Source organism: Streptomyces sporangiiformans, from assembly GCF_005768555.2.
Taxonomy (GTDB): Bacteria; Actinomycetota; Actinomycetes; order Streptomycetales; family Streptomycetaceae; genus Streptomyces; species Streptomyces sporangiiformans.
The window spans coordinates 88,554-102,947 of sequence record NZ_VCHX02000165.1 but is presented as its reverse complement, the minus strand read 5'-3'; the positions used below and the strand labels follow the sequence as shown (position 1 = coordinate 102,947).

12 protein-coding genes are annotated in these 14,394 nt (G+C 71.2%); 8 read left to right on the top strand and 4 right to left on the bottom strand.

The window, feature by feature from the left end:
• Positions 1-12 precede the first annotated feature (12 nt).
• Positions 13-1,209, bottom strand: a complete 1,197-nt coding sequence (locus FGD71_RS27945; RefSeq protein ID WP_119103293.1) for a CdaR family transcriptional regulator — start codon at positions 1,207-1,209, stop codon at positions 13-15.
• A gap of 214 nt (positions 1,210-1,423) precedes the next feature.
• Between FGD71_RS27945 and FGD71_RS27940 the strand changes: the two genes are divergently transcribed.
• Genes FGD71_RS27940 through FGD71_RS27925 form a run of 4 tightly spaced genes read left to right on the top strand, consistent with a single transcriptional unit; the run spans position 1,424 to position 5,217 of the window.
• On the top strand, positions 1,424-2,347 hold the full coding sequence (locus FGD71_RS27940; protein ID WP_240436805.1) for a substrate-binding periplasmic protein: 924 nt from the start codon (positions 1,424-1,426) through the stop codon (positions 2,345-2,347).
• Between the two features lie 4 nt (positions 2,348-2,351).
• Entirely contained in the window at positions 2,352-3,113 is a 762-nt protein-coding gene (locus FGD71_RS27935) for an amino acid ABC transporter permease (RefSeq protein ID WP_119103291.1), read from the top strand.
• Positions 3,110-3,922 carry an amino acid ABC transporter ATP-binding protein gene (locus FGD71_RS27930; RefSeq protein WP_119103290.1) on the top strand — a complete coding sequence of 271 codons (813 nt, stop codon included), beginning with the start codon at positions 3,110-3,112 and terminating at the stop codon, positions 3,920-3,922. Before FGD71_RS27935 ends, FGD71_RS27930 begins: the two co-directional genes overlap by 4 nt.
• Positions 3,919-5,217, top strand: a complete 1,299-nt coding sequence (locus tag FGD71_RS27925; protein ID WP_240436804.1) for an NAD(P)/FAD-dependent oxidoreductase — start codon at positions 3,919-3,921, stop codon at positions 5,215-5,217. Before FGD71_RS27930 ends, FGD71_RS27925 begins: the two co-directional genes overlap by 4 nt.
• A 157-nt stretch (positions 5,218-5,374) precedes the next feature.
• Here FGD71_RS27925 and absR1 read toward each other — a convergent pair whose 3' ends face one another.
• Positions 5,375-6,460 (bottom strand): beta-glucuronidase AbsR1, encoded by a 1,086-nt coding sequence (gene absR1 / locus FGD71_RS27920; RefSeq protein WP_119103289.1) that lies wholly within the window; start codon positions 6,458-6,460, stop codon positions 5,375-5,377.
• A gap of 96 nt (positions 6,461-6,556) precedes the next feature.
• Here absR1 and FGD71_RS27915 point away from each other — a divergent pair, with 96 nt between their 5' ends.
• Positions 6,557-8,497: a LuxR family transcriptional regulator AbsR2 gene (locus FGD71_RS27915; RefSeq protein WP_478131492.1), complete on the top strand. Its 1,941-nt coding sequence runs from the start codon at positions 6,557-6,559 to the stop codon at positions 8,495-8,497.
• Positions 8,498-8,594: 97 nt separating this feature from the next.
• On the opposite strand, the gene FGD71_RS27910 is transcribed toward FGD71_RS27915, so the two are convergent.
• Entirely contained in the window at positions 8,595-11,198 is a 2,604-nt protein-coding gene (locus tag FGD71_RS27910; protein WP_119103288.1) for a CHAT domain-containing protein, read from the bottom strand.
• A 143-nt stretch (positions 11,199-11,341) separates the two neighbouring features.
• Here FGD71_RS27910 and FGD71_RS27905 point away from each other — a divergent pair, with 143 nt between their 5' ends.
• Genes FGD71_RS27905 through FGD71_RS27895 form a run of 3 tightly spaced genes read left to right on the top strand, consistent with a single transcriptional unit; the run spans position 11,342 to position 13,949 of the window.
• The gene (locus tag FGD71_RS27905) at positions 11,342-12,781 is read left to right on the top strand and encodes a S8/S53 family peptidase (RefSeq protein ID WP_119103287.1); all 1,440 of its coding nucleotides are present in this window, start codon (positions 11,342-11,344) and stop codon (positions 12,779-12,781) included.
• On the top strand, positions 12,778-13,434 hold the full coding sequence (locus FGD71_RS27900) for an RNA polymerase sigma factor (protein WP_119103286.1): 657 nt from the start codon (positions 12,778-12,780) through the stop codon (positions 13,432-13,434). Before FGD71_RS27905 ends, FGD71_RS27900 begins: the two co-directional genes overlap by 4 nt.
• A complete protein-coding gene (locus FGD71_RS27895; RefSeq protein ID WP_119103285.1) occupies positions 13,431-13,949 on the top strand; it encodes a hypothetical protein in 519 nt (172 codons plus the stop codon). The genes FGD71_RS27900 and FGD71_RS27895 overlap by 4 nt, the downstream gene beginning before the upstream one ends.
• Here the strand turns inward: FGD71_RS27895 and FGD71_RS27890 are convergent.
• On the bottom strand, positions 13,938-14,171 hold the full coding sequence (locus tag FGD71_RS27890; protein ID WP_119103284.1) for a hypothetical protein: 234 nt from the start codon (positions 14,169-14,171) through the stop codon (positions 13,938-13,940). The genes FGD71_RS27895 and FGD71_RS27890 overlap by 12 nt on opposite strands.
• Positions 14,172-14,394: the final 223 nt, after the last annotated feature.

Sequence of the window (14,394 nt, the reverse complement as noted above, 5' to 3'; positions counted from 1 at the left end):
GCTGTCAGGACCTCACCCTTCGGCAGGGGCCACGCCGCCGCCCAGCTGGTCGGCCAGGCAGGCGAGATACAGGGCCATCGTCGTGCGGTGCTCGCGCAGCGGACGACCGGTGATCTGCTCGATCTTGTTCATCCGGTAGACGACGGTGTTGCGGTGGATGTGCAGGGCGGTGGACGCCCGTACGAGATTGAAGCCGTTCTCGCACCAGGCGGTGATCGTGTCGCGCAGCACCGGCCAGTCGGGCTGGGCGCGCAGGTCCGCGGCGGTGAGTGCGAGCAGGCGGTTGCGGGCGGGCTGACCCACCGCCGCCAGGACTTGGTGCACCCGCAGATCGGTGATCAGGTGGACGGGGGAATCACCGGCCACACGGGCACCGAGACGGAGCGCGTCGCACGCGTCCTGGTAGGAGTCGTGCAAGCCCCCGACGGAGGCGACCGGTTCGCCGATCCCCGCGCGGGCACTGAGGCCGTCCTGCGCGGCGATGACGTCGGTGATGCGCCGGCAGTCGCCGATCAGGGACGCCATCGGGCGCCGGGCCGAAAGCCGGTGCAGTACGCCGATCCATCCGGGGGCCGTGCCGGCGACGATGTCCTGCGGTCCGGCGAACACCTCACGGACCGTGCGCAGCAGTTCCGAGCGGACCAGCGAGATGTTCCGGGCGGGAGCGTCCTGGCGCCGGGCGCTCGCGCCGGGCGCGGTCACCTGGAAGACCACCGCGACGCGTTGCAGTCCCAGGTCGAAGCCCAGCTCGGAAGCCCGGAACACGAGGAAGTCGCCCTCCACGACATGAGGGTCGTACGAGGCGATGTCGGCGAGCAGCTTCTCGGCCGCCCGCTCGGCGAGCAGGCGGGAGCGCAGCATCACGGATTCCCTGAGCAGGATCTCGGTCTGACGCTTCACCAGCAGCCCGAAGCGGCGTACCTGGGCGGGAGTTCCGGTGATGCCGACCGTCCCCACCGCCTGTCCGTCGCTGACCAGCGGCAGGGTGACACCGGGGCGTACGCCGCGGAGCCGGTGAGCCTGCGACGCGCTGTGCGTGGTGGCCTCCTGGGTGCGGAGCACCTCGATGGACGCCTCGTGGAAGGTGCCGACCCGACTGCTGTCGCCGCTGCCGATGACCATGCCCTCCGCGTCGGTGATGAGCACGTTGAAGCCGATGACCGCGGAGGTGTCCCCGGCGATCTCCTGCGCGAGTGACGGGCTCAGCACGAGCGTTCCTCCCGTCTGGGGATGGCCCCCGGAGGGCTGGACGCACCGTACAGCGGATCGAGTGATTTCAGCCACAAGTTCGTACGGAGTGACCGATGACGCACAGCGAGCCTGTCCATAGCGTATGGCCCCATCACATCCCCGCCGGGGCCACAGTGCGGTGAACGGCGGGTCTCTTCAGTGCTGACACGGAAGGCCCAAGCCGATGGCCCGCATGCGCTCTTTTACCGCTCTTCTCTCCTCACTGCTCCTGATGTCGACGGTCGCCGCCTGCGGCTCGGACAGCGATGACGAACCGAAGAACGTGTCCGCGAAGGCCGCGGCGCTGGGCACGCTCAAGCCCGGCGTCATCAAGGTGGCCGTGCAGCCCTACGCGCCGTACACCAGCGTCCAGGGCGACAAGATCGTCGGACTGGACGGCGACATCCTCAACTACGCGGCGGGGAAACTGGGGCTGAAGGTCGAACCCCAGGTGACGGACTTCGCCGGCATGCTCGCCGGGGTGCAGTCCCGCCGGGTGGACATCACCATCGGCGGTGTCGCCTGGTCCGCCGACCGGCAGAAGCAGGGGCTGTTCACCGATCCGCCGTACTACTCGCCGCCCGCGATGGCCGTCCGGGACGGGAAAACCTACAAGACGGTCGACGACCTCAAGGGCTTGGATCTGGGCACGGTCGAGGGATACGTCTGGGTCAAGTCCATCCAGGCCGTGCCCAAGGCCAAGCTGCACGCCTACCCCGACGCCAACGGCGTCTTCGACGACCTCGGCGCGGGCCGTGTCGACGTCGGCTTCCTCGACCCGCTGATCATCATCGCGGCGCAGAAGGAACGGCCGGAGCTGAAGATCGAAACCCAGTACATGACCCCGCCGACCGCCGCCGAGGTCAAGGCCAAGCCGGCCTACGCCTACTTCCAGCCGTACCAGACCGGCTTCTACCTCCCGAAGAAGGCGACCAAGCTGGAGAAGGCGATCTCCGAGCAGATCGACGCCATGTACGAGAACGGCGAGTTGGAGAAGCTCGTCAAGAAGTACGGCGGTGACCCCGAGCAGTTCCTCAAGCCCGCCGCCGATGTCGCCACCGCACGCCGCGGCGTGGACCGCCCCCAGGACTGGACGCCCCCGTCCATCGCGAAGTGAGGGGATGAACGTGTCCGGCCTCTTCCAAGTCCCCTGGTCCGACTACCAGTCCGACCTGATCGACGCGCTCTGGCGCACCGTCTCCTACACGGTGGTGAGTTTCGTCGGCGCGGTGCTGCTGGGCCTCGCGGTGGCGCTGCTCAGGCTGAGCAAGGCGTGGCCCGCGCGCGCCGTCGCCGCCCTCTACACCGAGGTCTTCAAGAACATCCCGCTCCTGGCCATCATCTTCCTCGCCTACTTCGGCCTGGCGTCGGCCGGGCTCCGCCTCGACGTGTTCACGGCCGGATGCCTCAGCCTGGTCGTCTTCTACGCCGCCTATCTGTCCGAGATCTTCCGCTCCGCGATCAGCGGGGTGCACGCCGGGCAGACGGAGGCGGGCGAGGCCCTCGGACTCGGAAAGGCCGGCATCTTCGGCCATGTGATCCTGCCGCAGGCCGTCCGGCTGGCGCTGCCCGGCACCAACACCATGCTGGTCGACCTGCTGAAGTCCACGTCGCTGCTGGTCACCATCTCCGCCGCCGAGCTGATGTCCGAGGGGCGGCTCATCACCTCGGCCACCTTCCGGGCACTGGAGGTCTACCTGGTCATCTCCGCCGTCTACTTCGCCCTCTGCTACCCGCTCTCCCAACTGCTTCTGCTGCTGGAGCGGAAGGTGCGGGCGGGCGTCCCGCTGTCCCCCTGGCGACGGCGTCGGGTGCGGGCCGCACACGTACTGCTCGCGGCCGACCTCGGTGCCGGGGCCGACCGGAAGGAGGCGACGGTATGACCGAGCCCGTCACCACCGCCCAGACCACGGCGAAGACCACCGAGCCGGCACCCCCCACCACCGAAGCGGTCGTACGGATCGAGGGACTGTGCAAGTCCTTCGACGGCCGCCTGGTGCTCGACCACGTGAACCTGGAGGTCGACCGCGGCCGCATCGTCAGTGTCATCGGGCAGAGCGGCGGCGGAAAGACGACCCTGATGCGCTGCGTCAACCTGCTGGAACGGCCCGACCAGGGCACCATCGAGGTCGCCGGGAAGGTGGTGCACCAGGACGGCCGCATGGTCTGCCGCGACCTGCCCGGGCTGCGCCGCACCGTCGGCATGGTCTTCCAGCGGTTCAACCTGTTCCCACACATCACCGCCGTGGAGAACGTCGTACTGGCGCAGCGCAAGGCGGGCGTCGCCGAGCCGGAGGCACTGGAGCGGGCCGTCGCCCTGCTGCGCCGGGTCGGCGTCGCCCACCGCGCGCTCGCCCTGCCCGACCAGCTCTCCGGCGGCGAACAGCAACGCGTCGCCATCGCGCGGGCCCTCGCCCTCAGGCCCGAGGTGCTGCTCTTCGACGAACCCACGTCCTCCCTCGACCCCGAGGCCACCCGGGAGGTACTGAGCGTGATGCGGGAACTCGCCGAGGAGGGGATGACCATGCTGCTGGTCACCCACGAACTGCCCTTCGCCCGCGAGGTGTCCGACCATGTCGTCTTCGTCGACGGCGGCCGGATCGTGGAGGAGGGCAGGCCGCAGGACGTCCTCGAAACCCCCGCCCAGGCCCGCACCCGGGAGTTCCTCGCCACGTACGGGGCCACCTCATGACGGGTGCCCCGGGCAGGGCGGGCCCGGTCGGCGACGGCCCCGTCGTGGTGGTCGGGGGCGGCGTCGTGGGGTTGTGCGCGGCGTACTACCTGGCCGCTGCCGGTCTGCCGGTGGAGGTCGTCGAACGACGCGCCCTCGGCTCGGGGGTGTCCCGCGGAAACGTGGGCTGGGTCTGCCTCAGCCATTCGACGCCCGTCCCGGCTCCGGGTGTGGTGCGCTACGCCCTGCGCTCGCTGGGACGGCCGGACTCGCCCCTGTATCTGCGCCCGCTCCCGGACCCGGCGTTCGTACGGTGGCTGTGGCGGTTCTGGCGCAGCAGCACACCGGCCGCGTTCCGACGCGGCTACGCGGCGATCGCCGAGCTGAACCACAACACCTTCGACCTCTTCGACCAGATGCGCGAGGCCGGGGTGAGCACGACCCTGACCCGGCCCGGCATGGTGCACGCCTTCCTGTCGCCGTCCGAGGCCCGCCACCACCTCGCGGTCCAGCGGGAGATGGCGGACGGCCACTACCCGATGCCCGACGACGTCACCACGGGTCCCGACGCGCGGATGCTGGACGACGCGCTGTCGCCGGACGTACGCGCGGCCTACCTCGTCGAGGGGGAGGGCGTGGTCGACCCGGGGGCATTCGCCCGCGGGCTGGGAGAGGCACTCGCAGCAGCGGGGGTGAAGGTTCACGAGAACGCGGAGGTCACCGGATTCCGGTCGGCGGCGGGACGGGTCACCGCGCTGCGGACCAGCCAGGGCGAGATCCCCTGCGGGGCCCTCGTCATCGCGGCCGGAATGCACTCCTCCCAACTGCTGCGCTCGCTGGGACGTCCACTGCCCCTCCAGGCGGGCAAGGGCTACAGCTTCTCGGTGGACCTGGACCCGGCGCCCCGGCACACGCTGTACTTCGGCGAGCGCAGGGCCGTCGCGTCACCGATCGGCGGCACCACGCGGATCGGCGGCACGATGGAGCTGAGCGGCAACAACAACCGCCTCGACTGGCGTCGTATCGTCGCGGTCGCCCTCGCCAGCCGGCACTACCTGGGCCGCTGGTTCGACGACCCGGACGATCTGGTCGGGCTGATCCGCGATCCCTGGGTCGGCGGACGGCCCTTCCTCCCCGACGGGCTCCCGTTGATCGACCGCGTGCCGGGGCATCAGAACGCCTTCGCGGCCACCGGCCACGGCATGCTCGGCGTCACGCTGGGCCCGGCCACCGGGCACCGGCTCGCCGAGTACGTCCTTACCGGCAGGCGGCCCGAAGTCCTCGCACCCTTCCGGTTCGACCGACTCGGCCGCTGAGTGCACCGTCGTGTCACACGGCCACGGAAAAACCGTGGTCCGGGCGTGGCCGAGGACGTCACCATCCCCCGAAGGCGACGTCCTCGACCGCTCCCCCGGTGCCGGAAGATGGTCTGTGTGTCCGTCGGAAACGGACTCGTGCTGTTGGCCAGTGCCGTCACCAGCACATGACCGCCGTCTCGCCCGAACCCCAGGTGGAGTAGAGGCGCACGCGGACGAAGTAGCGTCGGCCCTTGACGAGCCGGACCTTGATGTGGGCGTTGTGCGGTGTCCCGCCGTCGTCCTGTCCGCACAGGTAGCGCGGCTCGCCGCCCATCTCCTCGAAGACCACGACGACGGTGTCGCTCTCTCCGAAGGTGCCGACGGTGTACTCGCGCGTCTCCAGCGGTTCGATGACCAGGTCGGCCTGTTCGCCGCTGCCGAGGCCCAAGGGCACCGAGCGGAAGGGCACGAGCGTGGTCGGCCGGGGCGTGCCGGCCGACGGATACCAGCGGTGGACGAACTCCTTGTCGGCGGGGGAGAGGGCGCCGGGCGGCTGCAGTCCCGCCCGGTACCGCTCCGGTTCGAGGATCAGCCCCGCCTCGAAGGGGTACTCCATGATCGACTGCGGGTCCCAGGCGGAGCCGTTGACTTCGCCCGGGTCGAGCTTGCGCAGAATGTTGTAGTACGTCTTGTCGCGGCTCCAGAAGTTCGGCGGACCCGCCAGGTCGGCGTAAACGGCTTCGTCGTCCCAGTGGATGCCCGCGAACGGGCTCTGGTGTTCGTGGAGCATGCCGAGGGCGTGGCCGATCTCGTGCAGAGCTGTCGACCGGTTCCCGGACGCGGTCAGGTCCCAGCCGAAGTTCATGGTGCGCCTGCCGCGGCCGACCGAGAGCGCGTCCCGGCCCACCGTGGAGTAGGAGCCGTCGCCGAGCTGGAACCCTATGCGCAGTTCCGCCTCCGACCGGTCGCCGACCTCGGCGAAGGCGAGGCCGACACCGAGATCCTGCCACTCCTGGAAGCAGTCGCGCACGACGTCCTGCTGCTCCTTGGAGCCGGCCCACGACACCCATCGTGTCTCGTCGGTCCCCGGGACGGGGATGACGGACCCGTCGGTCTCGTCGTCGAAGAAGTAGTAGTGCAGAACACTGCCGTTGACCCACATCTGGCGGCCGGAGATGAGCGCACTGAGCCGCTCGGCGGTCAGCCCGGGGCCGAAGGCCGGGGCCGGCTGCTGCGGGAGCGAGCAGTAGCGTGCGTTCATGCACTCAGACTGGGGCCGCCGGACCTCCGTGCGCCTGAGTCGAGGGCTACTCAAGTCCCCCTGTATCAGAACTGAGTAGCCCCGCTCTCATTGGACGTGAAGACCTTCGAACGGGACGCGAAGACTTTTGAGATGCCTTGGCCGTTCACCGGCCGGGAGGACGAACTGGAGCTGATCCGCGGATCGCTCACCGCCGGACGCCACGGCATCGTGGTGACGGGCCCCGAGGGCTGCGGCAAGACCCGGCTCGTCAAGGAGGCCGTCCGCGGCACCGGTTGCGCGACCGTGACGGGCACGCCGGAGACACGGCGGATCCCCTTCGCCGCCTTCGCGCACCTCCTGCCGGAGGGGGTCTCGCTGCACCGAGCGGTCCATCTCCTGGCCGGCATCCGCAGTCTGCTCGTCGACGATGCACACCTGCTGGACGACGCGTCGGCCGCGCTGGTTCATCAGCTGGCCGTGCACGGGCGCACCCGACTGCTGGTCGTCTCGACGGACAACGCGCCCGTCCCCGGCGCGATCCGCGCCGAACCGGTTACCGAACCGGTTCCCGGCGCGGTGTCCCGGCTCTGGACCGGAGAGCTGCTGCCGCGCCTGCGTCTGGAGCCGCTGCCGCGTCAGGACGTGGCCCAGCTGGTGGCCGCGGACGTGGACGGTGCCGTGGAGCCGCTCACCGTGAACCGGCTGCACCGGCTGTGCCAGGGGGACCTGCGGCTGCTGCGAGCACTGATGGGCGCGTTGCGCCGACGGGGCCTGCTGACCCGGGTGTCGTCCGACGCGTGGGCCTGGCGGGGCCCGGTGCCGGTGACCGCGACCGTGCTGGAGCGGACCGCGAGGGCCCTCGACCGCTTGAGCCCGGACGAGTCGGCGGCTCTCGAGCGGCTCGCCTTCAGTGAGCCGCTGGGCCTGGACATCGGCGAACTGGACGAGGGGCTGCTCGAACACCTCGAGGCCCAAGGGCTGATCGGCATCGACGACCACTTTGCCGTTCGCCTCGCGCACCCGCTGCACGGACCGGTACTGCGGGCCGGCGCCGGACAGCTGAGGGCCAGGCGACTGACCCGTACGCCGCCCCGGTTCGGGCCTGCCCTCGACGCGGAGAGGGCCGCTCTGACGCGAGGAATCGAGCAGGCCGACGTACGGGAAGTGCCCACTCCTGTCGGGGACTGGCTGGCGGAGGAAAGCGCGGGCCCGGACAGCCCGGTGCCGGCCGAGTACGCCGCGGTGCGAGCCCGCGTCGCACGGCTGCGCGGAGCGTTGCGGGAGGCCGTGGCGTGGGCGCGGGAAGGACTGCGGACGGCGGCGGACGATCTGTCCTGCCGCGCCGAACTCGCCCTGGCCGAAGCCCAGTCGGGCGATGCGACAGCAGCCCACGACGTGCTCGAGGGCCATCCGGCGCCCGGCCAGGCGGCCACCTGGCTGCGGGCCGCCCGGGGCGACACCGGTAAAGCGCTGAAGTCTGTCTGCCTGGAGCCGGTCAGCGGGGACTTCAGCGGGGACAGCGCCTTCGCCCTGTACGACGCGGTGCGGCTCGGTGCCCCCGATCTGGTCGCGGACCGGCTCGCCCGGCTGCCCGGTGAGCCCGCGGCTCTGCTGGCCCCGCATGCGGACGCGCTCGCCCGGGGGGACGGACCGGCGCTGGACCGGGCGGCCGAACGACTCGAGCAGCGCGGCTTCCTGCTCTTCGCGGCCGAGGCACACGCGCAGGCCGTACAGGCCCACCGCGACCCGCGGGCCGCCCGCATGTCGCGGTCGCGTGCCGTGACGCTGGCCCGGCGCTGCCAGGGAGCCCGCACACCTGCGCTGTCCCGGCTCGTGCTGGGCGAACTCACGGCCCGGCAACGGCAGATCGTCACGCTCGCGGCCGCCGGCCTGAGCAACCGGCAGATCGCGGAGCAGCTGACCCTGTCGATCCGAACTGTCGGCAACCACCTGTACGGCGCCTATGCCCGGCTCGGCGCCGGCGATCGTGACGCCCTGACCTGGCTGGTGGACGCCCCGGACGAGGCCGGTCTGCCGACCGCGCGCTCAGCTTGAAGCGTGGGTGTGACCTCCACTGAGCGCGCGTCAGGCCGCGTCCGGCGCGCGCGTCAGGCCGCATCCGGCGCGCGCTCAGGCCCCACCCGAAGCGGGCTCAGGCCGCACCGAACGCCGCGAACGCCCACCCGGTGGCCTGGTGCACCGCGTCGCTCGGCAGCGCGGCACGTGCGTCGCGCAGCGACTCGGCCAGAGAGAGACCCGAGCTCAGGCCCTTGTGCAGCGCGAGCATCAACGACACCACCGTGGCGTCGTTGACGGGCACGCTGCTCGCCACGATCCCCGCCGTGCCCAGCGACAACAGGGCTGTGACGAGTCCGAGGACCTCGTCGGCGCCGACCGAAGCGAGCCTTGCGGTGTCGCAGCTGGACAGGATGATCCGGTACGGGCTGCGCTGCAGCCGCTCGAAGTCATGCACGATGAGCGGACCATCGGCCATCCGCAGCGACGAGAACAACGGACTGTCCGCGCGGAACGTTCCGTGCGCCGCGATATGGGCGAGCATGGCTCCGTCGAGCGACTCCAGCACACGCGGCACCCGGGCGTCGTCACCTTCCAGCACCGTCGTCCTGCGGTACCGGTCGACCAGCTCGGGCACCTCCGCGCCGCCGGTCGCCAGACCCGGGCCACGGACCAGCACATGCCCTCCGTCCGGCGGCGGCTCGGTCTCCACGGCGCGCAGCCAGCTGCTCGCCGACGGCGAGACGCTGAGGACACGCTCACGGAGCGAGGGCAGCAGCGCCCACGGCACGCGGTGCAGACTGCCGGGCGGCACCACCACGACCGGGCCGGAGCCCAGGTGAGAGACGGCCGCGCCCAGCAGCAGTTCCTCCAGGCGCCGGCCCGAGGCCTCGAGCACCTTGAGCCTGCCCTCCGCCCCGGGGTGGGCCAGCCGACGCAATCCGGCCTGCACATGTTCGGCCTCGGTCACCGCGTCCGCGAGCAGACCCGCCTCGAAGCGCCGTACGCGGCCGTCGCCGCAGAGCAGCACCTGGACCCGGCCGTCGAGCACGGCGATCTCGACCAGGCGCCCGCCGTCCAACCGCTCCAGCAGTCTGCCGGGATCGAACCGGTGTCCGTCGCCGGGGACCTCACCGCGGATGTGCAGGGTCCGGGACCGCACCTCGCGTTCCAGGCGGCGCTGTTCACGCTCCAGGGGCGGCACCGGCCGGCCCTCGACACGGGCGGCCTCCGCACGGGCCGCGATCTCCCGGAACGCGGTGAGGCTGCTCAGCAGCGCCGGGTCGGCAGGCGGCCGAGTTGGGGGTGACGAGAGCACCGTGGCCCGCCAGCGCTCACTCCACACGAGCAGCCGCCGCGGTCCACCGGAGTCGAGACTGGCCCGCTGAGCCAGGGCGGCGAGCTCCGCTCCCTGCGCGGTGGCCCGGGCACGCAGTTCCGAGGCACCGAGCGTCATCCGGTGGTCGTCGAGCACGTCGAGCCCACGCCGGCAGGCCTCCAGCACGCCCCGGCCGGAGCCGGCGGCCTGCGCCCGAAGCGCCTGTGCCGCCCAGCCGGTCATCCGCGCCAGCGGCGGCCCGCTCCCGCGGCTGCGGGCGGCGACGGCCAGATGCCGCTCGGCGTCGGCGGTCCAGCCCAGGGAGAGGGCGATCCGGCCCGCGAGCAGCGACGCCTCCGGTGCGGCGGGCGAACCGAATCCGGCCAGCCGTTCGGCCAACTCCGCTGCCTCGGCCACCAGCCGCCCCGAGCTGCGGCCGGCCGCCACCCGTGCCTCGATCGACACCAGCCGGGCGTGCGTCTCCCACCAGCTGCGACGCTGCCCCGCGAAGAGGCGCACGGCCAGGGCCGCCCGGGCGATCGCGGTGTGCGGATCGCCCGCCAGCCGCGCGGCCCGGGCCGCGGCCAGCAACAGCTCCGCCTTACGGGTGCTCTGGCCGCCGATGCGGTCGAGTTCGGCTATCGCGGTATCGGCCTCGGCAAGCGCTTCGGGTGCCAGCCCGGCGGCCATCAGGACCTCGCAGCGCCGGATGTAGAACACGAAGATCGGGGTGCCGAGCTTCGCGTACCGCTCGGCGGCCTCGTCGAACAGACGCAGCGCCGCGGGGATGTCGCCCGACCGGAAGGCGGCCAGCGCCCGGCTCTCGACGACATCGGCCTTGTCGTGCTCCTGGCCGGTGGTGTCCCACAACCGCTCGGCCGCGGCGAAGTCGGCGTCGGCCCGCTCCACCGCGCCCAGCGCCAGGTGCACGGTGGCGCGCAGGGTCAGGGCCCGAGCGGTCCAGATGACGTCGTCCGCCTGCCGCAGTACGGGAGTCGCCCGGCGCAGATCGTCCAGGGCCTCGCGATGGTGCCCCAGCACCCACCAGACGTACCCCCGGCGGAACAGGACACGGGCCCGGGTGTGACCCGTACCCCGCGTGACACCGCGCTCAAAAGCGGCCAGGCCCTGCCGAGTGCGCCCCGCGTGCACCAACGCAACCCCGAGGGTGGCCAGGACATCCGCCTCCCGGTCGGCGGAACCCGAACGTGCCGCGAGGTCGCGGGCGCGCCGCAGATGCCGCAGGGAGATACGGAGATCGCCGAAGTCACGCTGCCACATGCCGATCACCTGGTGGGCGACGGAGGCGTGGAGCGGCGAGGGATCGGCGTCGAGCACCGCCTCTGCCCTCACCAACGCGTCGTTGGGGCGGGCGAACACCATCGGGAGGAGATCGAGAATCGCGTCGCTTCCGCCTGTCACCCCTCGGATGGTAGAGGTCCCGGCAGCGTCGCAGACAGGTGTGACGCTGTATCAATCCTCGTGCCGTATCAATCCTGAGCCTGTATCAATCAATCGTCTCGCGGCTCTGATTGACGAACGTCGGCTCAAGGGGAGGACACGCCATGGCACCTCAGCGATTCCAGGAGCAGTTCGATCAGATCCAGCGCTCGATGCCCGATGTGCCGTTGGCGATGGGCCCGGACGACTCCGCCGAGTTCCTCTACGAGAAGGGGGTCGTGCTTGCCCGTGACGGCGAGGAGGCACAAGTCGTCGAGGACACCGTGCGGGAGCGGTTCGCCGAGTTCACCGGACTCCAGGCGGACAGCGTGCGCAGGGCGGGGCCGACGGCCAGCCGTTCGGGCATCACCCGTATCCAGGTGGGCGATCCGGGACACGGTGACCGACGTGGCGACCGCGCCGTCGCGGGCGCACTGCGGGCGCTGCGCGAGGTGGAGGGGCGGGCCGGGCACCGGCTGGTGAGCCGCAACCACGTGGTGTCGATCGCGGTCAACGCCTGTCCCGGCGACGAACCCGTGCCCGCCCCGCTCACCCTCCCGCCCAACCCGGCCGTGGAGGAGGGCCTGTACGACCAGGACACGGCCGTCGGCGTCCTGGTGATCGACACCGGGCTCATGCACGACTACCGGGCCTACGCCGCGCTGGCGCACACCCAGGGGGACGGTCAGCTCACCGAGACCGACAAGAAGGGAATCCTCCAGCAGTACGTCGGCCACGGCACCTTCATCGCCGGGCTCGTCGCGGCCGTCGCACCCAACACGGACATCACGGTCCGCAACACACTGAACGACGCCGGCGCCATCCTGGAATCCGACTTCGGCGACAAACTCTTCGAGGCCGTCGACCGGAACGGCTGGCCCGCCGTCATCAGCCTCTCCGCGGGCACGTCGAACGGCAACTCCGAGGGTCTGCTCGGCGTGGAGGCGTTCATGCGGGAGCTGCGCGACCAGCCCCACACCCTGCTCGTCGCGGCAGCCGGCAACAACGCCAGCGCCACACCCTTCTGGCCCGCCGCCTACGCCAGTGTCCCCGGCTACGAGAACGTCGTGCTGTCGGTCGGAGCGCTGCGCGGCGACGGCGAGTTCGGCGCCTGCTTCAGCAACCACGGGCCCTGGGTGAAGGTATACGCCCCGGGAGAGCGGCTGACCAGCTCGTTCACCGGTTTCGACGCACCCGTCCCGTACGTCTACCAGCACTCCTCGTACGACACGTGCCGGCACGGTTTCAGCTACGCCTGCACCTGCCAGTACCCCAAGCACATCGGCGAGTTGAGCGAGGGGAGCAAGCCGAAGTCGGGCCGGCCGGAGCAGGTGATGTTCGAGGGGTTCGCCCAGTGGAGCGGGACCTCGTTCGCCACTCCCGTGGTCGCCGGCATGGTCGCCGCCCACATGGTGGCGCACAAGGAGGCCGATCCGCGTGCCGCCCGGCGACAGCTCCTGCTGGCGAACAGCGGTCACGCGGAAGTGCGCGGTGCCGTCGTGCCCGCGCTGCGCCCACCCACCTGGAGCCCGGTCCCCGTCGTCCAGCCGACTCCTCCGGCATGACGCTCTCCTGCACGATCACGGCCGGAACCACCCCCTCCGCGGCGTACGATGACTTGCCGTACACGAGGGGTGGGGCCGTGGACCGTGTTGCTGTCGGTGCGCTTGTCCAGTCCGCCGCCGACGGAGACGCGGCGGCCTGGAAAGCGCTGGTGGACGGGCTGAGCCCGCTGGTGTGGTCGGTCGTGCGCGCGCATCGGCTCTCCGACGCGGACGGGCACGAGGTGTATCAGACCGCCTGGTTCCGCTTCGCCCAGCACTTACGGCGGATCCGCGAACCGCAGAAGGCCGGGTCGTGGCTCGCGAGCACCGCGCGGCACGAGTGCCTCAAGGTCATCAGGACCACAAGCCGGTTGACCCCCACGGACGATCCACGACTGCTCGACCGGGTCAGCGACGACCGCACACCCGAGCAGACGGTCATCGACTCCGAGGAGGCGGCCGCCGAAGCGGAGCGCATCCGTCGGCTGTGGCAGGAGTTCGAGGAACTGGGCGACCGCTGCCGGCAGTTGCTCCGCGTCCTGATGGCGTCGCCGCCGCCCAGCTACCAGGAGGTGTCCGCCGCACTGGGTATCGCCGTGGGCAGCATCGGGCCCCTGCGCCAGCGTTGCCTGCGTCGCCTGCGAGCGCGCCTTGCCGCACGGGGGGTTCTGTGAACGACGAGGTTTTCGACGACGACGTTTTCGACGACGGCGGACGCGGCGGCGACAGTTTCGACCACGAGGCTTTGGAGGACGACGTTCTCGAAGAGGCACTGCGCCAAGCCGCGGCCATCCTGGACCCGGTGCCCGCCGAGCTGCGGCGCACCGCCGTCGAGGCCTACGCCCTGCACTCGTTGCACGACGTGGACGCACAACTCGCTCAGCTGACCTTCGACTCCCTCGTCGACGCCATCCCGGTCCGAGGGCCGGACGTGCCCAGGATGCTGACATTCAGCACCGTCGCCCTCACCGTCGACGTCGAGGTGACGGCCCAAGGGATGATGGGGCAGGTACTGCCACCGCGGCCGGCACGGATCGAAATCCTGGGCGGTCCGCAGTCGGCCTCGGCCACGACGGTCACAGCCGACGAGATGGGTCGCTTCACCTGCGACCTGTCCCTCAGCGGCCCCTTCGCACTGCGGCTGCGGAGCGGCGAGGAGGTCGTCCTGACGGAGTGGTTACGTTTGTGACCTGACGAACCGGCCGGGCGAGCGGGGTGGCAGGGAGCGAGAGCCGGAGGTGGAGACGGGGGTGGGGGCCGCGGGGGACCCTGGCGGGCGGTCCGTGGACGAGGAGTCCGTGTTGAGGATCCAGCCGAGCTCGCGCAGGAGCCGACGGGCTTCGCTGCGCACCTGCAGTGGTACGTCGCCGCGCTCGGAGATCAGCTGGGCGTAGATCGGTGCTTCATGCACGAGTGTCGCTTCCCCTCGGGTCCGGTGCCTCGCCCCAACGGTAGGGCCGCGCCGTCGCCGCGGCTGCCGTCCACCCGGTTCGGACAGAACCGGAAGTCACACGAGCATGGAGGGGCACCGAGGCCACTCGGGATGTCAAACAGAGTCAGCCGTAGTCAGCCGTCGGTGCGCAGTGACAGCGCGAGCTCAGCCCCAGGAAGAACGCGAGCCGCAGGGACGGCAG